This window comes from Pseudomonas putida (genome assembly GCF_003228315.1).
GTDB lineage: Bacteria > Pseudomonadota > Gammaproteobacteria > Pseudomonadales > Pseudomonadaceae > Aquipseudomonas > Aquipseudomonas putida_S.
This window is the reverse complement of record NZ_CP029693.1, coordinates 1,865,032-1,886,084: the sequence shown is the minus strand read 5'-3', so window position 1 is coordinate 1,886,084 and position 21,053 is coordinate 1,865,032. Positions and strand designations below refer to the sequence as shown.

Genomic DNA, 21,053 nt, shown 5'->3' with positions numbered 1-21,053 from the left:
AATAGAAGCGTTTTGAAGAAATCCACCGAAGCACCCAAGACAGTCGTTCCGCTCTGGCGCCAGCAATTGCACTACCGCCTCAAGGAAGGTGCATTGATCGCCATCGGTGCGTTGTGCCTGTTCCTGATGATGGCCTTGCTGACCTATGGCAAGGATGATCCGGGCTGGAGCCACAACAGCAAGATCGATGACGTGCAGAATTTCGGCGGGCCGGCGGGCTCCTACAGTGCCGACATCCTGTTCATGGTGCTGGGTTACTTCGCTTACATCTTCCCGTTGTTGCTGGCGATCAAGGCCTATCAGATCTTCCGTCAGCGCCACGAGCCGTGGCAGTGGAGCGGCTGGCTGTTCTCCTGGCGCCTGATCGGCCTGGTCTTTCTGGTGCTGTCCGGCGCCGCCCTGGCGCATATCCATTTCCATGCCGCGACCGGCTTGCCCGCCGGCGCTGGCGGTGCGCTGGGCGAAAGTCTCGGCGATCTGGCCCGGAACGCCCTGAACATCCAGGGCAGCACGCTGCTGTTCATCGCCCTGTTCCTGTTCGGCCTGACGGTGTTCACCGACCTGTCATGGTTCAAGGTGATGGACGTCACCGGCAAGATCACCCTCGACCTGTTCGAACTGTTCCAGGGCGCCGCCAATCGCTGGTGGGCGGCCCGTACCGAGCGCAAGCAACTGGTTGCGCAATTGCGTGAAGTCGACGATCGCGTGCACGACGTGGTCGCGCCGGCCGTCCCCGACAAGCGTGAGCAGGCCAAGGTCAAGGAGCGCCTGATCGAGCGTGAGCAGGCCCTGAGCAAGCACATGTCCGAGCGCGAGAAGCAGGTGCCGCCGGTGATTGCCCCGGCACCGATCAAGCCGCCAGCGCCGAGCAAGCGCGTGGAGAAAGAGAAACAGGCGCCGTTGTTCGTCGACAGTGCCGTGGAAGGCACCTTGCCGCCGATCTCGATTCTCGACCCTGCGGAAAAGAAACAACTCAATTACTCGCCTGAATCCCTGGCTGCGGTCGGCCACTTGCTTGAAATCAAGCTCAAGGAATTCGGCGTCGAAGTCACCGTGGATTCGATCCACCCGGGTCCGGTGATTACCCGTTACGAAATCCAGCCGGCAGCCGGGGTCAAGGTCAGCCGCATCGCCAACCTGGCCAAGGACCTGGCGCGTTCCCTGGCCGTGACCAGCGTGCGGGTGGTGGAAGTGATTCCGGGCAAGACCACCGTCGGTATCGAGATTCCCAACGAAGACCGGCAGATCGTGCGCTTCTCCGAGGTGCTGTCGACGCCGGAATACGACAACTTCAAGTCACCGGTCACCCTGGCCCTGGGCCACGACATTGGCGGCAAGCCGGTCATCACCGACCTTGCAAAAATGCCTCACCTGCTGGTGGCCGGTACCACCGGTTCCGGTAAGTCGGTGGGCGTGAACGCGATGATCCTGTCGATCTTGTTCAAGTCCGGCCCGGATGACGCCAAGCTGATCATGATCGACCCGAAAATGCTGGAGCTGTCGATCTACGAAGGCATTCCACACCTGCTGTGCCCTGTGGTCACTGATATGAAAGACGCGGCCAACGCCCTGCGCTGGAGCGTTGCCGAAATGGAACGACGCTACAAACTGATGGCGAAGATGGGTGTGCGAAACCTGTCGGGCTTCAACGCCAAGGTCAAGGAAGCCATTGACGCCGGCGAGCCGTTGAGCGATCCGCTGTACAAGCGCGAAAGCATCCACGACGAAGCGCCGCTGTTGCAGAAGCTGCCGACCATTGTCGTGGTCGTCGACGAATTCGCCGACATGATGATGATCGTCGGCAAGAAGGTTGAAGAGCTGATCGCCCGTATCGCCCAGAAGGCGCGTGCGGCGGGTATCCACCTGATTCTCGCCACCCAGCGTCCGTCGGTGGATGTGATCACCGGCCTGATCAAGGCCAACATCCCGACCCGCATGGCGTTCCAGGTATCGAGCAAGATCGACTCGCGGACCATTATCGACCAGGGCGGCGCCGAACAACTGCTGGGTCACGGTGACATGCTGTACATGCCGCCGGGCACCAGCCTGCCGATCCGGGTTCACGGCGCTTTCGTTTCCGACGATGAAGTGCACCGGGTGGTGGAAGCCTGGAAGTTGCGCGGGGCGCCGGAGTACAACGACGACATCCTCAACGGTGTCGAAGAGGCCGGCAGCGGCTTTGAAGGCAGCAGCGGTGGTGGCGACGGTGACGATCCCGAGGCTGACGCGCTGTATGACGAAGCCGTGCAGTTCGTTCTGGAAAGCCGCCGCGCTTCCATTTCCGCGGTTCAGCGCAAGCTGAAGATCGGTTACAACCGTGCCGCGCGCATGATCGAAGCCATGGAAATGGCAGGGGTCGTGACGGCCATGAACACCAACGGTTCGCGTGAAGTCCTGGCCCCCGGCCCGGTGCGCGACTGATCGAATTTTGAAAGGGTGGCGCCTCCGGGCGCCGCCCGCACTCCCACGAATGTTATGAGGACTCCCATGCGTCTTATCCGCATGCTGTTGCTGCCGGTACTGGCTTTGACCACCCTGTCGGCCCACGCCGATGACAAGGACGTGGCGCGCCTGACTCAACTGCTGGAAAAATCCCAGACCCTGAGCGCACGTTTCTCCCAGCTGACCCTCGACGGCACCGGCACCCAGTTGCAGGAAACCGCCGGCCAGATGTCGTTGCAGCGCCCAGGCCTGTTCTACTGGCACACCGACGCACCGCAAGAGCAATTGGTCGTGTCCGATGGCGCCAAGGTCACCCTGTGGGACCCGGACCTGGAGCAGGCGACCATCAAGAAGCTGGACGTGCGCCTGACCCAGACCCCGGCCCTGTTGCTGTCCGGTGACGTGTCCAAGATCAGCCAGAGCTTCGACATCAGCGCCAAGGAAGCCGGCGGGGTGATCGACTTCACCCTCAAGCCGAAAACCAAGGACACCCTGTTCGACAGCCTGCGCCTGTCGTTCCGCAACGGCCTGGTCAATGACATGCAACTGATCGACAGCGTCGGCCAGCGCACCAACATCCTGTTCACCGGCGTGAAGGCCAACGAGCCGATCCCGGCGTCCAAGTTCAAGTTCGACATTCCGAAAGGTGCCGACGTAATCCAGGAATAAAACGCAGCCCCCTGTAGGAGCGAGCATGCTCGCGATTAACCTGAGCGCGCCGCGGGGTGTCAGGTTGCCAGCGTTATCGTTGACGACCATCGCGAGCGTGCTCGCTCCTACAGGGATCGTGTTGATTGGTATCAGGACTCAGTGAGGTTTCAACAGCAGTGATGGACCTGTTTCGCAGCGCCCCGATCTCCCAGCCCCTGGCCGCCCGCCTGCGTGCGGCCAACCTGGACGAGTACGTCGGTCAGGAGCATGTGCTCGCTCGCGGCAAGCCCTTGCGCGAAGCCCTGGAGCAGGGTGCCCTGCATTCGATGATTTTCTGGGGCCCGCCCGGCGTGGGCAAAACCACCCTGGCGCGGCTGCTGGCGGAGGTCTCGGACGCGCACTTTGAAACGGTCTCGGCGGTACTGGCGGGGGTCAAGGAAATCCGTCAGGCGGTGGAAATTGCCAAGCAGCAGGCCGCACAGTACGGTCGGCGCACGATCCTGTTCGTCGACGAAGTGCACCGCTTCAACAAGTCCCAGCAGGATGCGTTCCTGCCCTATGTCGAGGACGGCACGCTGATTTTCATCGGCGCGACCACGGAAAACCCCTCCTTCGAACTCAACAACGCCTTGCTCTCCCGCGCCCGCGTCTACGTGCTCAAAAGCCTTGACGAGACAGCCCTGCGCAAGCTGGTGCATCGCGCCCTGACCGAAGAGCGGGGCTTGGGCAAACGCAAGCTGACCCTCAGCGATGAAGGCTTCCAGATGCTGCTGTCGGCCGCCGATGGCGATGGCCGGCGTTTGCTCAACCTGCTGGAAAACGCTTCCGACCTGGCCGAAGACAACGGTGAGATCGGCGTCGACCTGCTGCAAAGCCTGCTGGGCGACACACGTCGCCGGTTCGACAAGGGCGGCGAAGCCTTCTACGACCAGATTTCCGCACTGCATAAATCGGTGCGCGGCTCCAACCCCGACGGTGCGTTGTACTGGTTTGCGCGGATGATCGATGGCGGCTGCGACCCGCTCTATCTGGCCCGGCGCGTGGTGCGCATGGCCAGCGAAGACATTGGCAACGCCGATCCCCGTGCCCTGAGCCTGTGCCTGGCGGCGTGGGAGGTGCAGGAACGCCTGGGCAGTCCCGAAGGTGAACTGGCGGTGGCCCAGGCCATTACTTATCTGGCCTGCGCGCCAAAAAGCAACGCGGTGTACATGGGCTTCAAGACCGCGCTGCGCGCCGCCGCCGAACACGGTTCGCTGGAAGTGCCGTTGCACCTGCGCAACGCACCGACCAAGCTGATGAAGCAACTGGGCTACGGCGACGAATACCGTTACGCCCACGACGAGCCGGATGCCTACGCCGCCGGTGAAGACTATTTCCCGGAAGAGCTCGACCCGATCCCGTTCTATCAGCCCGTGCCCCGTGGCCTTGAGCTGAAGATTGGCGAGAAGCTCAACCACCTCGCTCAACTCGATCGTCTAAGCCCCCGGCAGCGGAGAAAATAGTGGTTCCCTTGATCATTGCGGTTTCCGTCGGCGGGATGGCCGGCACCTTGTTGCGCTTCGCCACGGGTAACTGGATCAATGCTAATTGGCCGCGGCACTTCTATACCGCGACGCTGGCCGTTAATATCGTGGGCTGTTTGCTGATCGGCGTTCTATACGGCCTGTTTTTGATTCGCCCGGAGGTACCGATCGAGGTACGCGCCGGGTTGATCGTCGGCTTCCTCGGAGGGCTGACGACATTTTCATCCTTTTCACTGGATACGGTGCGCCTGCTGGAAAGCGGGCAGGTGCCGCTGGCCCTGGGCTATGCGGCCATCAGCGTATTCGGCGGGCTGCTCGCCACCTGGGCCGGCCTGTCCTTGACCAAACTATATTGACGAGAAACCGACATGCTCGATTCCAAACTGTTACGTAGCAACCTTCAGGACGTAGCGGACCGCCTGGCATCCCGTGGCTTTGCCCTGGACGTCGCGCGCATCGAAGCGCTGGAAGAACAGCGCAAGACCGTCCAGACCCGCACCGAAGCACTGCAGGCTGAACGTAACGCGCGCTCCAAATCCATCGGTCAGGCCAAGCAGCGCGGCGAAGACATTGCGCCGCTGATGGCTGACGTCGAGCGCATGGCGGGCGAGTTGGCTTCCGGCAAGACCGAACTGGACGCGATCCAGACCGAGCTCGACGCGATCGTGCTCGGCATCCCTAACCTGCCGCATGAGTCGGTACCGGTCGGCGAAGACGAAGACGGCAACGTCGAAGTGCGCCGCTGGGGCACGCCAACCGCCTTCGATTTCCCGGTCCAGGACCACGTCGCCCTGGGTGAGAAGTTCGGCTGGCTGGACTTCGAAACCGCCGCCAAGCTGTCCGGCGCACGCTTCGCCCTGCTGCGTGGCCCGATCGCCCGCCTGCACCGCGCCCTTGCGCAATTCATGATCAACCTGCACGTCACCGAGCACGGCTATGAAGAGGCCTACACGCCTTATCTGGTCCAGGCTCCGGCCCTGCAAGGCACCGGTCAGTTGCCGAAGTTCGAAGAAGACCTGTTCAAGATCGCTCGCGAAGGCGAAGCCGACCTGTACCTGATCCCGACCGCCGAAGTGTCCCTGACCAACATCGTCGCCGGCGAAATCGTCGATTCGAAACTGCTGCCGATCAAGTTCGTCGCCCATACCCCGTGCTTCCGCAGCGAAGCCGGTGCTTCGGGTCGCGATACCCGCGGCATGATCCGCCAGCACCAGTTCGACAAAGTCGAGATGGTGCAGATCGTCGAGCCATCGAAGTCGATGGAAGCGCTGGAAAGCCTGACCGCCAACGCCGAGAAAGTCCTGCAACTGCTGCAACTGCCTTACCGCACCCTGGCACTGTGCACCGGCGACATGGGCTTCAGCGCGGTCAAGACCTACGACCTGGAAGTGTGGATTCCGAGCCAGGACAAGTACCGTGAAATTTCGTCGTGCTCCAACTGCGGCGACTTCCAGGCCCGTCGCATGCAGGCGCGTTTCCGCAACCCGGAAACCGGCAAGCCGGAACTGGTGCACACCCTCAACGGCTCCGGCCTGGCGGTCGGTCGTACCCTGGTGGCGGTGCTGGAAAACTACCAGCAGGCCGACGGTTCGATCCGCGTGCCGGACGTCCTGAAGCCGTACATGGGTGGCCTCGAGGTCATCGGCTAAATGAAATATCTGCCGCTGTTCCACAACCTGCGCGGCAGTCGTGTGTTGGTCGTCGGTGGGGGGGAAATTGCCTTGCGCAAATCCCGCCTGCTGGCCGACGCCGGTGCGCTGCTGCGGGTGGTCGCACCTGAAATCGAACAGCAACTGCGCGAACTGGTAGCCGCCAGTGGTGGCGAGTGCCTGTCGCGTGGCTATGTCGAAACCGATCTGGACGGTTGCGGGCTGATCATTGCCGCCACCGACGACGAGTCCTTGAACGCACAAGTCTCCGCCGATGCCCATCGGCGTTGCGTGCCGGTCAACGTGGTGGACGCGCCGGCCCTGTGCAGCGTGATCTTCCCGGCCATCGTCGACCGCTCGCCGTTGATCATCGCTGTTTCCAGCGGTGGTGACGCGCCGGTGCTGGCGCGCTTGATCCGCGCCAAGATCGAAACCTGGATTCCTTCCACCTACGGTCAACTGGCCGGCCTGGCGGCACGATTCCGCCATCAAGTGAAGAACCTCTTTCCGGATGTCCAGCAGCGCCGGGCGTTCTGGGAAGACGTATTCCAGGGCCCGATTGCCGACCGGCAACTGGCCGGGCAGGGCGCCGAAGCCGAGCGCCTGCTGCAGGCAAAAGTGGATGGCGAAGCTCCGGTGGCCACCGGCGAGGTGTATCTGGTGGGTGCCGGTCCCGGTGACCCGGACCTGCTGACCTTCCGCGCCTTGCGCCTGATGCAGCAGGCTGACGTGGTGCTGTATGACCGCCTGGTGGCGCCGGCGATTCTGGAGTTGTGCCGTCGTGATGCCGAGCGCGTCTACGTCGGCAAGCGCCGCGCCGATCACGCCGTGCCGCAGGACCAGATCAACCAGCAACTGGTGGACCTGGCCAAGGCGGGTAAGCGCGTGGTGCGCTTGAAGGGCGGTGATCCGTTCATCTTCGGGCGTGGCGGGGAAGAGATCGAGGAACTGGCGGCCCATGGCATCCCGTTCCAGGTGGTCCCGGGTATCACCGCAGCCAGCGGTTGCGCGGCGTACGCCGGGATTCCGCTGACCCACCGCGATTACGCGCAGTCGGTGCGGTTCGTCACCGGTCACCTCAAAGATGGAACGACCGATCTGCCGTGGGCCGATCTGGTGGCTCCGGCGCAAACCCTGGTGTTCTACATGGGCCTGGTGGGCTTGCCGATCATCTGTGAACAGCTGATCAAGCACGGTCGCGGCTCAGATACTCCAGCGGCCTTGATCCAGCAGGGCACCACCGTCAATCAGCGGGTGTTTATCGGCACCCTGGCGGATCTGCCACAACTGGTGGCGGAGCATGAAGTGCATGCGCCGACATTGGTGATCGTGGGTGAAGTGGTGCAACTGCGCGAGAAGCTGGCGTGGTTCGAAGGGGCTCAGGGGCAAGTTTAGAAACCGCATCACCCCCATCGCGAGCAAGCTTTGCTCCCACATAAGTTTCGTGTCGTTCACAAATCTTCTGTGGGAGCATAGCTTGCTCGCGATGAGGCCCTCAAAGCCCGCGCAAATCTCAAGCCCTGCGCCAAACCCCTTTCCCACTCAACCGCGCCCGGTCATGAGCCACGGTGAAATTCTGCTCCGGCCCTTTCGGCACCACACCGGTCGGGTTGATGGTCTTGTGACTGCCGTAGTAGTGGTTCTTGATGTGGGTGAAGTCCACGGTCTCGGCAATCCCCGGCCACTGATACATCTCCCGCAGCCAGTTCGACAGGTTCGGATAATCGGCAATCCGTCGCAGGTTGCACTTGAAGTGCCCGTGATACACCGCGTCAAAGCGAATCAACGTGGTGAACAGGCGGATGTCCGCTTCGGTCAGGTATTCGCCGGCCAGGTAACGATTGGCATCCAACACGCTTTCCAGATGATCCAGTTCGGCAAACACCTCATCGAAGGCTTGTTCGTAAGCCTGCTGCGACGTGGCAAATCCGGCGCGGTACACGCCGTTGTTTACCGCCGGATAGATCCGTTCGTTCAGCGCGTCGATTTCGGCGCGTAGTGGTTGCGGATAGAAGTCCAGGTCGTTGCCGGTCAAGTCATCGAAGGCGCTGTTGAACATGCGGATGATTTCCGACGATTCATTGCTGACGATGCGTTTCTGCTGCTTGTCCCACAGCACCGGCACGGTCACGCGGCCGGTGTAGTTGGCCGTATCGGCGGTGTAGCGCTGGTGCATGAAGTCAAAATGATCGAGCTTGTCGCCGGTAGAGCCCAGGGTTTTGTCGAAGGTCCAGCCGTTTTCCAGCATCAGCCAGCTGACAACCGACACATCGATCAGACTTTCCAGCCCCTTGAGCTTGCGCAGGATCAGCGTGCGATGGGCCCACGGACAGGCCAGGGACACATAGAGGTGATAGCGACCGGCTTCGGCAGCAAAGCCACCGACACCGCTCGGGCCAGGCTGGCCGTCAGCGGTGACCCAGTTGCGCCGCTGCGCCTGTTCCCGCTGGAACGCACCGTCTTTGCTGCTTTCGTACCACTTGTCCTGCCATTGACCTTCAACGAGCAAACCCATGTTCAAGACTCCTCAACCAATAAGCGTTGGAGAAGAGTCTATTCCCATAGGTTCGATAAAAAAGCGCAAATACTAAAGAGTCATCATCGATTAAATCGATTTGTCTCGAGCGTCCCAGTATTTCTGTGCGGTTTCAAAGGCCTGCTCGCGGGATTGGCCAAGGCCGCGCAAGGCGAGGGCCATGGTCGACATCAACGCCATCTGCGGATAGCTGTCGACGACATCGCCGCGCCAGACGGCTTTCAGGTGTTCGATCTCCAGCGAAGCGGGTTTCACGTGGCGCTGGCTCGACAGTTGCGGCCATTCTTCATCCCAGCTTTCACCGCCGGTGGTGCCGTACAGATGACTGTCGGCGTCCGGGTTGATCTCGATCTCGCCGCCATCGCCCTTGATCACGATGGCCGTGTCGCCGAGCAGGCCGCTGGCCTCGCGATGTACCGCCTGATAACCGGGGTGGAAAATGCTTTGCAGACCGCAGCGGGCGTTTAATGGATTGAGAATGCGCGCCAGGGAATGGATCGGCGAGCGCAGGCCCAGGGTGTTGCGCAAATCGATCATGCGCTGCAGTTGCGGTGCCCAGTCCACCAGCGGCATGAAGGCCAGGCCACCGTTATCCAGTGCGGCGTCCACCTGCTGCCAGTTACGGCACAGCGGGATCTGCAATGTCTCGAGCAACTGCTCGCTGTACAGCCGGCCTGCGGTGTGCGCGCCGCCACCGTGCATGAAAATTCGCACGCCGTTCTGCGCCAGGCACTTGGCCGCCAGCAGATACCACGGTAGATGACGCTTCTTGCCGGCATAGGTCGGCCAGTCCAGATCGACCTTCAATGCCGGTGCCTGCAAGCGCTCACGCAAGGCCTCGGTGAACCCGGCCATTTCCTCGGCGCTTTCTTCTTTATGGCGCAACAGCATCAGGAACGCGCCGAGCTGGGTTTCCTCGACCTGTTCGTCGAGCACCATGCCCATGGCCTGGTGGGCTTCTTCTCGGGTCAGGTCACGGGCGCCGCGCTTGCCTTTGCCGAGGATCCGTACGAACTGGGCGAAAGGGTGTTCAGCGGGCGTTTCGAGGGTCAGTGCCGGGTAGTCGGTCATAGGCAATTCGTCGGTTTGGGCAGGCCCGCCAACTTGGCGGCGAGTTTGGCGGGGGTGCCTTTGAACAGTTGGTTCAGGTGCAGGCTGTTGCCCTTTTCAGGGCCGAGCTTCAAGGCGGTGTATTTGATCAGCGGGCGAGTGGCCGGTGATAGCTGGAATTCGGCGTAGAAACTGCGCAGCAGCTCGAGCACTTCCCAGTGGGCCGGGGTCAACTCGATGTCTTCGGCGGCCGCCAGGGCACTGGCGACGTCGGCGGACCAGTCGCTCAATTCGACGAGGAAGCCGTCCTTGTCCAGTTCGATGGCGCGGGCGCCAACCGTCAATACGTTCATAGCCAACTGTTGACCTTGTCGTGGTGGATCGACAGCTCGACGAAGGCCGGGTAATCGATGGCTTCGGCCCAGTCCGGCACCGCAATGGCCCGGGCTTCGGCGTCTTCGTTCAGGACAAAGAGTTTCAGGCCGCGGCTTTCGAGGGACTTGAATGGCTCGGTACCCGGCTGCAGGGCATAGGCCGCGTCGCCGGACAGCAGCAAGGCGTCGGCGGCACCGATCAGTCGCAGGCAACTGCCCAGGCGATCGTCGCCGAAGGGGGAATGAGACAACACATGCAAAGTCGACATCAGAGGGTGATCACCTGGTCGTAACGGTCAATGAGTGCGGTGATTTCAGCGCCAGCCAATACCTGAGCTTCTGCCAGCGACAGCGCGCTCGGGTCCAGGCCACGCTGCGCCACGCTATCGGAGCAGGCAAAGAGTTCTTCGACACCGAACATCGGCAAGGCCTGCAAGTTGGCACTCAGGTCTTTCTGCTGCAGGGCCTTGGCGTTCTGGCTCGACGCGAGCTGGAACACGCCGTCATCGAGAAACAGCAGGCCGATCGGCAGATCGAAGGCGCCGCCCGCCAGCACGATGTCCAGGGCTTCCCGCGCAGAGGTGCCGGACCACGGCGCCTGACGGCTGATAATCAATAGGGATTTGGCCATTTTTCACGCCCCTCCGAAACAGATCAGGCGGTCGGCGTCCTGCACCGCGTCATGCAACTGACCGAGACCGGACAGCTCCCATGGCTTGCCGACCGCCACGGCTTCACGCTGATAGCGCTTGGCTTCTTCCTCGTTCAACACACCACGGCGCAGGGCGGCGGCGATGCAGACCACGCCGTCCAGTTGATGCTCGTCGACAAAGGCACGCCATTGCTTGGGCAGGTCCAGCTCATCCTGTGGCGTGACCACGCTGCCGGACGCGTTGTAGACGCCATCCTGATAGAAAAACAGCCGGACAATCTCATGCCCGCCGGCAAGCAGCGCCTGGGCGAACAGCAAGGCGCGGCGCGAGGAGGGCGCATGGGCGGCGGAAAATACGGCGATGGCGAACTTCATAACGGACTCGATCAGCGAAACTGCGGCCATGATAAAGCTTTATCGGCGCGTCAGCTAAATCGATGTTGTCTGCTCTGGCCTATTCGCGGGCAAGCCCGCTCCCACAGGGGATCACACCAAACCTGTGGGAGCGGGCTTGCCCGCGATGAGGCCGGGACAGGCGATGCAAGATATAAGGGCGAGCCCGGCTAGGGTTTTATCCCATAGAGCTCGCAATACTCCAGCCAATCCATCCGGGCCATTTGCGCCACTTCCCTGTGCACTTCCCGACGCTGGGCCTCGTACTCTTCCGGGGATTCGGCCGTCAATTGCAGGGTCAACTCCCAGGCAAACAACCCAAGGCGTTCGGCTTCGGCCTCGAAGGCTTCGTGCAGGCGCTCGTCGCGAAACTGCGCGAGGGTCTCGCCCTTGGCCTGGGCGAGCAAGGGATTGAGATTGTCGAGTTCGGCACGCAGCTCGGGACGCTCATCGAGAAAGCGCTTCAACGCCAGTTCATGATGTTCTTCGGGTACTGCCATGGTGGCTCCTTCACTGGATTCATCCAGTAAAGCAGAACGATACTGGCCGCCACAGTGGTACAGTCCGCTTTTTTTCTCATGAGCGAATGCAATGCGAATTCTGATGGTGGCGCTGGCCGCGACAATGTTGGCCGGCTGCGCAGGCTCGGTGATGAGCGACGCCCGCAGCAACCCCCCGTACAAGACCCTCAAGTCGGACAAGCCGGAAAAAGTCGTGGCCCAGTGCGTGCAGTTCTCCTGGCAGGACGAAGCGGTGTTCGGCGTTGACGCCAGCGGCTACCTGGAGCCGCGCGAGAAGGGCGGTACGACGGTGTACACGCGCTCGGCCGAATCCTTCGTCGACGTGACCACCGATGCCTCGGGCACGGTGTTGAGCTACTACGCCCAGCACGACGATTTCGTCGCCAAGCGCCGGCTGGCGGCGTTGGCGACTTGCCTGTGATCTGAAGGCTAGATGCGATACCCCTGTAGGAGCGAGCCTGCTCGCGATGGCGGCGGATCAGCCGCCATCAATGCTGAATGACAATCCGCAATCGCGAGCAGGCTCGCTCCTACAGGTACAGAGGGCGTCAGTAAATCAAACGCTTCTGAAAGAAGAAGTGCTTGTGCCCTGGCGGATAATCAGCGATGTGCCCGATCTCGCTATAACCGCACTTCCTGTAGAACTCCGGCGCCTGGAACGAAAAGGTATCGAGCCACAATCCCACGCATTTTCTCTCCCGCGCCAAATCCTCCGCCATCTGCATCAGCCGGGTGCCCATGCCTTGTCCCCGGGCCTGCTCCGGCACTGACAGCAGGTCGATGAACAGCCATTGGTAAAACAGCCGGGCGTAAAGCCCGCCAAGAATCTGGTCGTTTTCATCACGCACCAGCAAGGCGATGTTCTCGGGTATCGCACCGTCAGCCTTCGACGCGTTATACGCGCGCAGCGGCAGCAGGATGGCCTGGCGCTCTTCTTCCGTGGGGGTGGGCGAAAACTCGATACGTAATGTCATGGCGATGTCCTTATGGCTGTGAGCCCGCAGCCTATCGCGCCGACCATCAATGTTCTATCACCAAAAGCGGGTGGAACCGTCGCCAGCGCACAGCGGTCACTAGTTGTGACGCGCCATTCCAGAGTGCGACCGATGAGGACACACCGTGAATATCTTCGAAGCCCTGCGTGAAAGCCATGAGCGCCAACGTACCTACGCCAAAGAGCTGATCAAGACCAGCGGTGACACCCCGGAACGAGTCGAAGCCTACAAACAGCTCAAGTCCGAACTGCAGGCCCATGCCACCGCCGAAGAGCGGCACTTCTACATCCCGCTGATGGAGTTCGACAACGGCGTCGACCTCAGTCGCCACGCCATCGCCGAACATCACGAAATGGACGAGATGATGGAGGAACTGGACGAGACCGAAATGTCCAGTCCGGCCTGGCTGGCGACGGCGAAGAAACTCTCGGAGAAAGTCCACCACCACCTCAAGGAAGAGGAGCAGAAGTTCTTCCAGATGGCAGGCAAGCTGCTCGATGACAAACAGAAAGAGACGTTGGCGAATCAATACCTGAAGGAGTTCAAGGCACAGCTCGACTGAGCCAGCGCGGCATTTGTGCTGTTCACATCCCCCTGTAGGAGCGAGCCTGCTCGCGATGGACGTCAACGATAACGCGCGCGGCCTGAATGACTGCGTTGTCCGGGCGTTTTTCGCGAGCAGGCTCGCTCCTACAGGGGGCGAAGCAAATGGCGCCAGCGGTTAATCCGAAAACAGATCGCCCGTCCTGCCTGTCCCTGACCACTCGCATCCCTCAAGCGTCAGCAACAACTCCTTCGCCTCCAATCCCCCGGCAAACCCCGTCAGTTTCCCCGACGCTCCAATCACCCGATGACAGGGCGCAATGATCGAGATGGGGTTCCTGCCGTTCGCCGCACCCACCGCCCGCACCGCGCTGGGGTTGCCGATCTGTTCGGCAATCTGGCTGTAGCTGCGCGTCTCGCCAAAGGGAATGGTCAGCAACGCCGTCCAGACCTTCTTCTGAAATTGCGTACCGACAAAATCCAGCTCAAGTTCGAAACGCTGGCGCGTGCCGGCGAAATATTCGCGTAGCTGCTCGGCGGCGCGCACCAGCACCGGATTGTCCGGCGCTTCGCTCATGGGCCCAAGGCGCACCCGGCCCGGTTTGTCGTTTTCCCAGAGGATGGCTGCCAGTCGCGAACCGTTCGCCACCAGCTTCAACTCGCCGACCGGGGACGCCAGGGTGATGTACGTGTAAGTCATGCCAAGGGCCACGCCGAACTGTTGAACAAGCGTTAAGGATACTGCCTCGCCGGGGAGGCGCAATACGCATTCTTGACCATACTTCGTACTGCTCTTGAAGCGTTCCCTCTGTCTGGACAGAGCCCTACAACAAAAAGAGACCGACTCATGAAGTACGAACCTTTTGCCAAATCGCTGCTGGCGACTTCATTGGCAGTCAGCTGCCTCACTGCCTTTGCTGCCTCCGTGCCCCCGGTCGCGGGGGAGAACGGCATGGTGGTCACGGCCCAGCATCTGGCCAGCCATGTGGGTGTGGATGTACTCAAGAATGGCGGCAACGCCGTGGATGCCGCTGTCGCGGTGGGGTATGCGCTGGCGGTGGTTTATCCCGCGGCAGGCAACCTCGGTGGCGGCGGTTTCATGACCATCCAGCTCGCGGACGGACGCAAGACCTTCCTCGACTTCCGTGAAAAAGCGCCGCTGGCCGCTACCGCCAACATGTACCTCGACAAAGAGGGCAATGTCGTTCCGGAGTTGAGCACCCGTGGCCACCTGGCCGTCGGCGTGCCCGGCACCGTTTCGGGCATGGAGCTGGCGCTGTCCAAATACGGCACCAAACCGCGCAAGGAAGTGATCGCCCCGGCCATCAAGCTCGCCGAAGACGGCTTCGAGCTGGACCAGGGGGATGTCGATTTGCTGCATGAAGGCACCGACATGTTCAAGAAGGACATGAAGGATTCCGGCTCGATCTTCCTGAGCAACGGCGAGCCGATGCAGGTCGGGCAGAAACTGGTGCAGAAAGACCTGGCCAAGACCCTGCGGGAAGTCTCCGAGAAGGGGGCCGACGGTTTCTATAAAGGTTGGGTGGCCGACGCCATCGTCACCTCCAGCCAGGCCAACAAGGGCATCATCACCCAGGCCGACCTCGACAAGTACAAGACCCGCGAACTGGCACCGATCGAGTGCGACTACCGTGGCTATCACGTGGTCTCGGCACCGCCGCCCAGCTCCGGTGGCGTGGTGATCTGCCAGATCATGAACATCCTCGAAGGCTACCCGATGAAGGATCTGGGCTATCACTCGGCCCAGGGCATGCACTACCAGATCGAGGCCATGCGTCACGCCTATGTCGACCGCAACAGCTACCTGGGCGACCCGGATTTCGTGAAGAACCCAATCGCCCATCTGCTCGACAAAAACTATGCGACCAAGCTGCGCGAAGCCATCCAGCCGCAAAAGGCCGGCAACTCCAAGGAACTCAAGCCCGGCGTGGCGCCCCATGAAGGCAGCAACACTACCCACTACTCGATCGTCGACAAATGGGGCAACGCGGTGTCGGTGACCTACACCCTCAACGACTGGTTCGGTGCCGGGGTCATGGCCAGCAAGACCGGGGTCATCCTCAACGACGAAATGGACGACTTCACCTCCAAGGTAGGCGTGCCGAACATGTACGGCCTGGTGCAGGGCGAAGCCAACGCCATCGCCCCCGGCAAGGCGCCGCTGTCGTCCATGAGCCCGACCATCGTCACCAAGGACGGCAAAGTGGTGATGGTCGTCGGCACCCCCGGCGGCAGTCGCATCATCACCGCAACACTGCTGACCATGCTCAACGTGATTGACTACGGCATGAACATCCAGGAAGCGGTCGACGCACCACGTTTCCACCAGCAATGGCTGCCGGAAGAAACCAACCTGGAGAACTTCACCACCAGTCCCGACACGGTGAAGATCCTCGAAAGCTGGGGCCACAAGTTTGCCGGTCCTCAGGACGCCAACCACCTGGCGGCGATCCTCGTCGGTGCGCCTTCGCTGGGCGGTAAACCGGTGGGCAAAAACCGCTTCTACGGGGCCAACGACCCACGGCGCGGCACCGGGTTGTCACTGGGCTACTGAGTGTTGTGTTTGAACGGGGACGGGCATATGTTCGTCCCTGATTCATTCATTGCTCAAGGAAGGACCATGACCACCGCATTGCTGATCATCGATGTTCAACAAGCCCTGTGCTCGGGCGAGTACGAGTGCCATGAGATCAAACGGGTCATCGACACCATCAACGGCTTGAGTACCAAAGCTCGCAACGCCGGAGTGCCGGTGGTGCTCATCCAGCATGAAGAGGAGGGCGATCTGTTCAAGCATGGCGCCCCGGGCTGGCAACTGGCCGAAGGGCTGCAAACCTCGCCCAAGGATCATCGGGTACGCAAGACCACCGGCGATTCGTTCTACCAGACCAACCTGCAACAACTGCTGCCGGTGGAGGACTTCGAACGCCTGATCATCTGCGGCCTGCAAACCGATTACTGCGTCAACGCCACCCTGCGCCAGGCCCATCAACTGGGCTACGACGTGGTGCTGGCCGCCGACGCGCATTCCACCGTCGACAATGGCAACGTCAAGGCCGAAGACATCATTGCCGAGCACAACAGGGATTGGGCGGACCTGAGCAGCTCGGTCGCCCGGATCGACGTGATCCCGGCCCGCGACATCCGCTTCTGAATTCAACACAGTCCCCCTGTAGGAGCGAGCCTGCTCGCGATGGACGTCAACGATAACGCGGGTAGCCAGATACCCAGCGGTGTTCTGAAGTCCATCGCGAGCATGCTCGCTCCTACAAGAGGTATGTGTCAGGGCGCGCTGAAAATCTCGATCAGTTCATTCAAAAACGCACTCACCAGATCCCGCTGCCGCGCCGAATGCCGCACCGCCGCATGAAACCCCACCTCATAGCGCAGCAACTGCGGATTGAGCGGATGCAACTGCCCCAGTTGCTCATGCCGCGCCGCATAGTGCTGCGGCAGAAACCCCAGGTGTTGTCCGGACAGAATCAACAGCGCCGCCCCATCCATGCTGTCGGTGAGCACGCTCAGGCGTTCGAGGGAGGTGGGCGCCGGCATCTCCGGCAGAGGATGGCTGGGCCAGACCCAGTCATGCTGGCTGACGTCTTCCCGGGTCAGCGCGCCCACCTGACCGAACAGCGGATGTGACGGCGCGCAGTAGGCAATCTGGGTTTCCTGGAACAGCGGGAAATAATCGATATTGGGCAGGCGGTGCCAGAAGTACCCGATGGCCAGATCGATATGGCCGTTGATGATTTTCTCTTCCAGCAGCGACGACGACAGCTCGGTGAAGTGGAAATACAGCCCCTCGTGCCGTGCCCTGAGGTTGGCAATCGCCAGGCCGATTTTCCTGTTCGCCACCGGGTCGATCTGCCCCAGCAGGCCGACGTTGATGTTGCCCGAGACTTTGCGATTGATGTGTTGGACCTCAACGCGAAAACCTTCGGCGGCCGCCAGCAGGCGCCGGGCCGCCTCGACGAACTGAGCGCCTTTGGGCGTTACCGAAAACCCGCTTCGGCCCCGCTCGCACAGGCGAAAGCCGACCCGCGCCTCAAGCGTCGCCAGCTGCGCGCTGATGGTCGGTTGCGTGGTGTTGAGGGCGGTTTGCGCCGCCGATATCCCGCCGGCCTCGACGACGGTGAGAAAGACCCGGATCAAACGCAGATCCAGCTCCGTTACAGTTCCCAGCATGGGGGCTCCCGATGTGCAGTCACATAGACGCGGATCTATGTAAACAGTGTGCCTGCGATATTTTATCGCCCTGATCAACGCCATACATTGCAGGGAAACCAGGGTCATCGTCAGCTTTTTCTGGAGCTGCACGGCAAAACGACCGCTGCACCCACAACAAAAACAACATCAACTGCATAGGAACCCTCGTATGTCAGGCTCCCCAGTTTCCACACACGCCGCCCAGGACAGCAGCGGCTTGGCCATCGAAGGCCACTCAATCGATTACATTCCCGAGAACGAGCGCCACGCCAAACTCAGTAGCCAGGGGCCGTTCTGGTTTCTCGGCAACTTTCACTTTTTCACCATCTCCATCGGCTTTGTCGGCCCCAGCCTCGGCCTGTCGGCACTCTGGACCATGCTGGCCGGCGCGCTGGGCATTATGTTCGGCACCATTTTCATGGCGTTCCACGGCTCCCAGGGCCCGGAAATGGGCCTGCCGCAAATGATCCAATCCCGCGCCCAGTTCGGTTATCGCGGGGTGATCCTGGCCTTGCTGGCGACGATGTTCGTGTTCGTCGGCTTCAACGTGGTCAACATCTCCCTGATCATGAACGGGCTGGAGCACGTGTTCGGCATCAACCCGGTCATCGTTGCCGTGGCCGTGGTGGCCATCGGCGCGCTGCTGTCGATCTACGGCCATGACCTGATGCACAAGGCCTTCAAATGGGCGTTGCTGGCGACTTTGCCGCTATATGCGCTGGTGACCATCGCCCTGATGTTCGGCGCCGGCACTGAAGGTGTCACCCCGGCCACCGACCTGGGCTTCAACTGGATTGCCTTTGCCACGCTGTTCGCCATTGGCGCCAGCTACAACATTTCCTACGCGCCCTACGTGTCCGACTACTCGCGCTACCTGCCGAAAAACACCAGCCGGCCGAAACTGATCGCGGCGGTGTTCATCGGCGCGTCGTTGTCCGGCAGCTGGATGATCGGCCTGGGCGCCTGGCTGGCCCAGGAGCTGAAAGCGGCGGACGCGCTGGTGGCGCTCAATCAGGTCGGTTCTTCGATGATGCCGGGGCTGGGCAGCCTGCTGGTGATCGTGTCGGTGGCAGGCTTCCTGCCGATCATCGCGCTCAACACCTACAGCGCCATGCTGACCTTGCTGACCGGCGTCGACTCGATCAGGAAAATCAGCCCGACACCCCGCGCCCGGGTGCTGTCGATCAGCGCGATCAGCCTCACCCTGTTGAGCTGCGTGCTGTCGATCAAGGGTGACGGCATCGCGCTGCTGAACACCTTCCTGGTCCTGCTGTTGTACTTCCTCGTGCCATGGACCGCCGTCAACCTGGTGGACTACTTCTTCGTGCGCAAAGGCCGTTACGCGATCCCGCATTTCTTCACGCCGAAGGGCATCTACGGCGCCTGGCAATTTCGCGGCATCGCCTCGTACCTGATCGGCTTTGCCGCCATGGTGCCGTTCTTCTACATCTTCGATGCCGCCGCTGGCAAAGAGGTGTTCGTCGGGCCGCTGGCACGCGTGCTCGAAGGTGTCGACATTGCCTGGCTGGTGGGGCTGGTGGTATCGGGCCTGACCTATTACATCCTCAGCCGCTCGCTGGATCTGGACGCCGAGCGCCGGGTCATCGATACCATCACCGAAAAGGACATTGTCGCCATGGCCCATTCATCCGCGGAGACGGTGCGTTGAACAGTGCAAAAAATACGGTGGTTGCCTGCTGCCAACTGGCACCGAAAATCGGCGACCTCGCCTACAACCGCACCCTGACCGAGCGGGCGATCCGCTCGGCCGCCCTGCAGGGCGCCCAGGTGGTGGTACTGCCGGAGCTGGTGCAGAGCGGTTACGTGTTCGAAGGCCGCGACGAAGCCCTGGCCCTGGCGGAAACCTGCGAAGGGCCGACCCTGCAGCTGTGGCAGGCCTTGGCCCGGGAGTTGAACCTTGTCGTGGTGGGCGGTTTCTGTGAGCGCCTGGACGGCGATGAACTGGCCAACAGTGCGGCGCTGATCGATGCCCAGGGTGTGCGAGCGGTGTACCGCAAGGCGCATCTGTGGGATGCCGAAAAGGAGATCTTCAGCGCTGGCGATGCCGCACCGCCGGTCATCGACACGGTCCACGGGCACATCGGCATGCTGATTTGCTACGACCTGGAATTCCCCGAGTGGGTGCGCTTGCCGGCGTTGGCCGGCGCGGACCTGCTCTGTGCACCGGTCAATTGGCCGGACGGCCCTCGGCCGCTGACCGAACGCCCGGCGGAAGTCCTGCGGGTGCAGGCCAATGCCTCGGTCAACCGGATGTTCATCGCCGCCTGCGACCGTCATGGCCATGAGCGTGGCGTGAGCTGGGTGCAAGGTTCGGTGATCGTCGATGCCGATGGTTACCCCTTGGCCGGGCCGGCGGAGCAGGGCGGTGAGCAGATATTGCTGGCCACCCTGAACCTTGCCGAGGCCCGCAACAAACGCATCAGTGAGCGCAATGACCTGCACCGCGACCGCCGCCCGCAGCTGTACGGGATGGACAGTTCGCTCGACTGACGGTCGGTGCCTGGAGCAGCCCCATCGCCACAGGCTGCTAGTCTTCAAGGTCCATCCATTGTTTGGGATCCATATTGAGAGGCGGATATGGACGCAGGCAAACCCCGCGCATCCGTCAGGCGCAACCTGACGGCGGAGCTGGTCGCGCACGTAGAGCGGTTTGAGCCCGACCCCGGGCCCGAACCCGGCACCTTCGAACACACTCCGGCCGAATTCGAGGCGATGGCCGCGGACTTGCTGCGGCAATACTCACCGCAGGATCTCTGGGTGTTCGCCTACGGTTCGTTGATCTGGAACCCGGAATTCGAATTCGACGAGCGGCGCAGCGCCACCGCGTATGGCTGGCACCGCTCGTTCTGCCTGACCCTGACCCGCTGGCGCGGCACCCGCGAACTGCCGGCGCTGATGCTGGCCCTCGACCGCGGTGGCAGCTGCCAGGGCGTGGCCTTCCGCTTGCCCGCGCAGGATCATTTCAGGCAAATTGCCCTGCTGCTGGCCCGGGAAATCGACGCCAACCCACCCACCAATATCGCGCGCTGGATCACGGTGAAAACCGAATCCGGGCCGCTGCGCGCCCTGGCCTTTGTCGCCACGCGCGACGGCAAGGCCTATGCCGGCAAGCTGCCGATGGACCAGGTCGCACAGGTGCTGGCGCGCGCGGCGGGGCATTGGGGCTCGGCGGCGCAATACCTGTTTCGCACCGTGACCATGCTGCGCGAGCAGGGCATTCGTGACCGCAACATGAACCGCATCGAGAGCCTGGTGGCCGAGGAAATCGAAGCCTCACTGCTGGCGGCGAAAAATCCCTGATAGGCCAACGCACTGCTAAGTGGGTGTACTCAATCCCTGTGGGAGCTGGCTTGCCGGCGATGACGGTGTGTCAGGTGACATCAATGTTTGGAGTGCCGACGCCATCGCTGGCAAGCCAGCTCCCACAGGTTCTGCGTCGGTTTCCATGTTTGTGAACAAGAAACATCCGCAATAGC

Annotated in this window: 23 protein-coding genes; 13 read left to right on the top strand and 10 right to left on the bottom strand. The window is 61.8% G+C overall.

The annotated features are described in order from the left end of the window. Positions 1-12 precede the first annotated feature (12 nt). The 6 genes from DKY63_RS08590 to cysG all read left to right on the top strand — a co-directional run bounded on the left by DKY63_RS08590 (position 13) and on the right by cysG (position 7,660). Positions 13-2,421 (top strand): DNA translocase FtsK, encoded by a 2,409-nt coding sequence (locus tag DKY63_RS08590; protein ID WP_110963720.1) that lies wholly within the window; start codon positions 13-15, stop codon positions 2,419-2,421. Positions 2,422-2,487: 66 nt separating this feature from the next. Continuing rightward, positions 2,488-3,111, top strand: a complete 624-nt coding sequence (gene lolA / locus DKY63_RS08585; RefSeq protein ID WP_110963719.1) for an outer membrane lipoprotein chaperone LolA — start codon at positions 2,488-2,490, stop codon at positions 3,109-3,111. A 161-nt stretch (positions 3,112-3,272) separates the two neighbouring features. Next, positions 3,273-4,595 (top strand): replication-associated recombination protein A, encoded by a 1,323-nt coding sequence (locus DKY63_RS08575; RefSeq protein ID WP_110963718.1) that lies wholly within the window; start codon positions 3,273-3,275, stop codon positions 4,593-4,595. After that, positions 4,595-4,972: a fluoride efflux transporter CrcB gene (gene crcB, locus DKY63_RS08570; protein WP_110963717.1), complete on the top strand. Its 378-nt coding sequence runs from the start codon at positions 4,595-4,597 to the stop codon at positions 4,970-4,972. The genes DKY63_RS08575 and crcB overlap by 1 nt, the downstream gene beginning before the upstream one ends. Before the next feature lie 12 nt (positions 4,973-4,984). Then, positions 4,985-6,265 carry a serine--tRNA ligase gene (gene serS, locus DKY63_RS08565; RefSeq protein ID WP_110963716.1) on the top strand — a complete coding sequence of 427 codons (1,281 nt, stop codon included), beginning with the start codon at positions 4,985-4,987 and terminating at the stop codon, positions 6,263-6,265. After that, entirely contained in the window at positions 6,266-7,660 is a 1,395-nt protein-coding gene (gene cysG / locus DKY63_RS08560) for a siroheme synthase CysG (protein ID WP_110963715.1), read from the top strand. It begins immediately after the preceding gene. 118 nt (positions 7,661-7,778) lie between these two features. Here cysG and DKY63_RS08555 read toward each other — a convergent pair whose 3' ends face one another. The 7 genes from DKY63_RS08555 to DKY63_RS08525 all read right to left on the bottom strand — a co-directional run bounded on the left by DKY63_RS08555 (position 7,779) and on the right by DKY63_RS08525 (position 11,770). Further along, on the bottom strand, positions 7,779-8,780 hold the full coding sequence (locus DKY63_RS08555) for a glutathione S-transferase family protein (protein ID WP_110963714.1): 1,002 nt from the start codon (positions 8,778-8,780) through the stop codon (positions 7,779-7,781). A gap of 90 nt (positions 8,781-8,870) precedes the next feature. Further along, positions 8,871-9,872 (bottom strand): glycosyl transferase family protein, encoded by a 1,002-nt coding sequence (locus tag DKY63_RS08550; RefSeq protein ID WP_110963713.1) that lies wholly within the window; start codon positions 9,870-9,872, stop codon positions 8,871-8,873. Continuing rightward, complete coding sequence (locus DKY63_RS08545; RefSeq protein WP_110963712.1) at positions 9,869-10,204, bottom strand: TusE/DsrC/DsvC family sulfur relay protein; 336 nt, start codon at positions 10,202-10,204, stop codon at positions 9,869-9,871. The genes DKY63_RS08550 and DKY63_RS08545 overlap by 4 nt, the downstream gene beginning before the upstream one ends. Then, positions 10,201-10,494 carry a sulfurtransferase complex subunit TusB gene (tusB, locus tag DKY63_RS08540; RefSeq protein WP_110963711.1) on the bottom strand — a complete coding sequence of 98 codons (294 nt, stop codon included), beginning with the start codon at positions 10,492-10,494 and terminating at the stop codon, positions 10,201-10,203. The genes DKY63_RS08545 and tusB overlap by 4 nt, the downstream gene beginning before the upstream one ends. Next, positions 10,494-10,856 carry a sulfurtransferase complex subunit TusC gene (gene tusC / locus DKY63_RS08535; protein WP_110963710.1) on the bottom strand — a complete coding sequence of 121 codons (363 nt, stop codon included), beginning with the start codon at positions 10,854-10,856 and terminating at the stop codon, positions 10,494-10,496. The genes tusB and tusC overlap by 1 nt, the downstream gene beginning before the upstream one ends. Positions 10,857-10,859: 3 nt before the next feature. Next, complete coding sequence (tusD, locus tag DKY63_RS08530) at positions 10,860-11,252, bottom strand: sulfurtransferase complex subunit TusD (RefSeq protein ID WP_110963709.1); 393 nt, start codon at positions 11,250-11,252, stop codon at positions 10,860-10,862. A 188-nt stretch (positions 11,253-11,440) separates the two neighbouring features. Beyond that, on the bottom strand, positions 11,441-11,770 hold the full coding sequence (locus DKY63_RS08525) for a DUF6388 family protein (RefSeq protein ID WP_110963708.1): 330 nt from the start codon (positions 11,768-11,770) through the stop codon (positions 11,441-11,443). 91 nt (positions 11,771-11,861) lie between these two features. Between DKY63_RS08525 and DKY63_RS08520 the strand changes: the two genes are divergently transcribed. Next, positions 11,862-12,212 carry a hypothetical protein gene (locus DKY63_RS08520; protein ID WP_110963707.1) on the top strand — a complete coding sequence of 117 codons (351 nt, stop codon included), beginning with the start codon at positions 11,862-11,864 and terminating at the stop codon, positions 12,210-12,212. A 127-nt stretch (positions 12,213-12,339) separates the two neighbouring features. Here DKY63_RS08520 and DKY63_RS08510 read toward each other — a convergent pair whose 3' ends face one another. Beyond that, positions 12,340-12,765: a GNAT family N-acetyltransferase gene (locus tag DKY63_RS08510; RefSeq protein ID WP_110963706.1), complete on the bottom strand. Its 426-nt coding sequence runs from the start codon at positions 12,763-12,765 to the stop codon at positions 12,340-12,342. A 145-nt stretch (positions 12,766-12,910) separates the two neighbouring features. Here DKY63_RS08510 and DKY63_RS08505 point away from each other — a divergent pair, with 145 nt between their 5' ends. Beyond that, complete coding sequence (locus tag DKY63_RS08505; protein ID WP_110963705.1) at positions 12,911-13,348, top strand: hemerythrin domain-containing protein; 438 nt, start codon at positions 12,911-12,913, stop codon at positions 13,346-13,348. Positions 13,349-13,507: 159 nt separating this feature from the next. Here the strand turns inward: DKY63_RS08505 and DKY63_RS08500 are convergent, their stop codons facing one another. Next, positions 13,508-14,029 carry a methylated-DNA--[protein]-cysteine S-methyltransferase gene (locus tag DKY63_RS08500; protein ID WP_110967886.1) on the bottom strand — a complete coding sequence of 174 codons (522 nt, stop codon included), beginning with the start codon at positions 14,027-14,029 and terminating at the stop codon, positions 13,508-13,510. A gap of 147 nt (positions 14,030-14,176) precedes the next feature. Between DKY63_RS08500 and ggt the strand changes: the two genes are divergently transcribed. Then, positions 14,177-15,904 (top strand): gamma-glutamyltransferase, encoded by a 1,728-nt coding sequence (gene ggt / locus DKY63_RS08495; RefSeq protein WP_110963704.1) that lies wholly within the window; start codon positions 14,177-14,179, stop codon positions 15,902-15,904. 66 nt (positions 15,905-15,970) lie between these two features. Further along, entirely contained in the window at positions 15,971-16,504 is a 534-nt protein-coding gene (locus DKY63_RS08490) for a cysteine hydrolase family protein (RefSeq protein ID WP_110963703.1), read from the top strand. 128 nt (positions 16,505-16,632) lie between these two features. On the opposite strand, the gene DKY63_RS08485 is transcribed toward DKY63_RS08490, so the two are convergent. After that, positions 16,633-17,535 (bottom strand): LysR family transcriptional regulator, encoded by a 903-nt coding sequence (locus DKY63_RS08485; RefSeq protein ID WP_110963702.1) that lies wholly within the window; start codon positions 17,533-17,535, stop codon positions 16,633-16,635. Between the two features lie 190 nt (positions 17,536-17,725). Here DKY63_RS08485 and DKY63_RS08480 point away from each other — a divergent pair, with 190 nt between their 5' ends. The 3 genes from DKY63_RS08480 (at position 17,726) to DKY63_RS08470 (ending at position 20,877) form a co-directional block, all read left to right on the top strand. Beyond that, positions 17,726-19,225, top strand: a complete 1,500-nt coding sequence (locus DKY63_RS08480; RefSeq protein ID WP_110963701.1) for a purine-cytosine permease family protein — start codon at positions 17,726-17,728, stop codon at positions 19,223-19,225. Next, positions 19,222-20,067 carry a nitrilase family protein gene (locus DKY63_RS08475; RefSeq protein ID WP_110963700.1) on the top strand — a complete coding sequence of 282 codons (846 nt, stop codon included), beginning with the start codon at positions 19,222-19,224 and terminating at the stop codon, positions 20,065-20,067. The genes DKY63_RS08480 and DKY63_RS08475 overlap by 4 nt, the downstream gene beginning before the upstream one ends. Positions 20,068-20,154: 87 nt before the next feature. Next, positions 20,155-20,877 (top strand): gamma-glutamylcyclotransferase, encoded by a 723-nt coding sequence (locus DKY63_RS08470; RefSeq protein WP_110963699.1) that lies wholly within the window; start codon positions 20,155-20,157, stop codon positions 20,875-20,877. The last annotated feature ends 176 nt before the right edge of the window (positions 20,878-21,053 follow it).

What these genes read in the sequence shown, in the direction of transcription:
- serS (WP_110963716.1), top strand. Translation starts at nt 4,985, where the DNA reads ATGCTCGATTCCAAACTGTTACGTAGCAACCTTCAGGACGTAGCGGAC.
- DKY63_RS08545 (WP_110963712.1), bottom strand. Translation starts at nt 10,204, where the DNA reads ATGAACGTATTGACGGTTGGCGCCCGCGCCATCGAACTGGACAAGGAC.
- DKY63_RS08490 (WP_110963703.1), top strand. Translation starts at nt 15,971, where the DNA reads ATGACCACCGCATTGCTGATCATCGATGTTCAACAAGCCCTGTGCTCG.
- DKY63_RS08550 (WP_110963713.1), bottom strand. Translation starts at nt 9,872, where the DNA reads ATGACCGACTACCCGGCACTGACCCTCGAAACGCCCGCTGAACACCCT.
- lolA (WP_110963719.1), top strand. Translation starts at nt 2,488, where the DNA reads ATGCGTCTTATCCGCATGCTGTTGCTGCCGGTACTGGCTTTGACCACC.
- cysG (WP_110963715.1), top strand. Translation starts at nt 6,266, where the DNA reads ATGAAATATCTGCCGCTGTTCCACAACCTGCGCGGCAGTCGTGTGTTG.
- tusC (WP_110963710.1), bottom strand. Translation starts at nt 10,856, where the DNA reads ATGGCCAAATCCCTATTGATTATCAGCCGTCAGGCGCCGTGGTCCGGC.
- tusB (WP_110963711.1), bottom strand. Translation starts at nt 10,494, where the DNA reads ATGTCGACTTTGCATGTGTTGTCTCATTCCCCCTTCGGCGACGATCGC.
- DKY63_RS08575 (WP_110963718.1), top strand. Translation starts at nt 3,273, where the DNA reads ATGGACCTGTTTCGCAGCGCCCCGATCTCCCAGCCCCTGGCCGCCCGC.
- ggt (WP_110963704.1), top strand. Translation starts at nt 14,177, where the DNA reads ATGAAGTACGAACCTTTTGCCAAATCGCTGCTGGCGACTTCATTGGCA.
- DKY63_RS08510 (WP_110963706.1), bottom strand. Translation starts at nt 12,765, where the DNA reads ATGACATTACGTATCGAGTTTTCGCCCACCCCCACGGAAGAAGAGCGC.
- DKY63_RS08480 (WP_110963701.1), top strand. Translation starts at nt 17,726, where the DNA reads ATGTCAGGCTCCCCAGTTTCCACACACGCCGCCCAGGACAGCAGCGGC.
- DKY63_RS08470 (WP_110963699.1), top strand. Translation starts at nt 20,155, where the DNA reads ATGGACGCAGGCAAACCCCGCGCATCCGTCAGGCGCAACCTGACGGCG.
- DKY63_RS08500 (WP_110967886.1), bottom strand. Translation starts at nt 14,029, where the DNA reads ATGACTTACACGTACATCACCCTGGCGTCCCCGGTCGGCGAGTTGAAG.
- DKY63_RS08520 (WP_110963707.1), top strand. Translation starts at nt 11,862, where the DNA reads ATGCGAATTCTGATGGTGGCGCTGGCCGCGACAATGTTGGCCGGCTGC.
- DKY63_RS08555 (WP_110963714.1), bottom strand. Translation starts at nt 8,780, where the DNA reads ATGGGTTTGCTCGTTGAAGGTCAATGGCAGGACAAGTGGTACGAAAGC.
- DKY63_RS08525 (WP_110963708.1), bottom strand. Translation starts at nt 11,770, where the DNA reads ATGGCAGTACCCGAAGAACATCATGAACTGGCGTTGAAGCGCTTTCTC.
- tusD (WP_110963709.1), bottom strand. Translation starts at nt 11,252, where the DNA reads ATGAAGTTCGCCATCGCCGTATTTTCCGCCGCCCATGCGCCCTCCTCG.
- DKY63_RS08485 (WP_110963702.1), bottom strand. Translation starts at nt 17,535, where the DNA reads ATGCTGGGAACTGTAACGGAGCTGGATCTGCGTTTGATCCGGGTCTTT.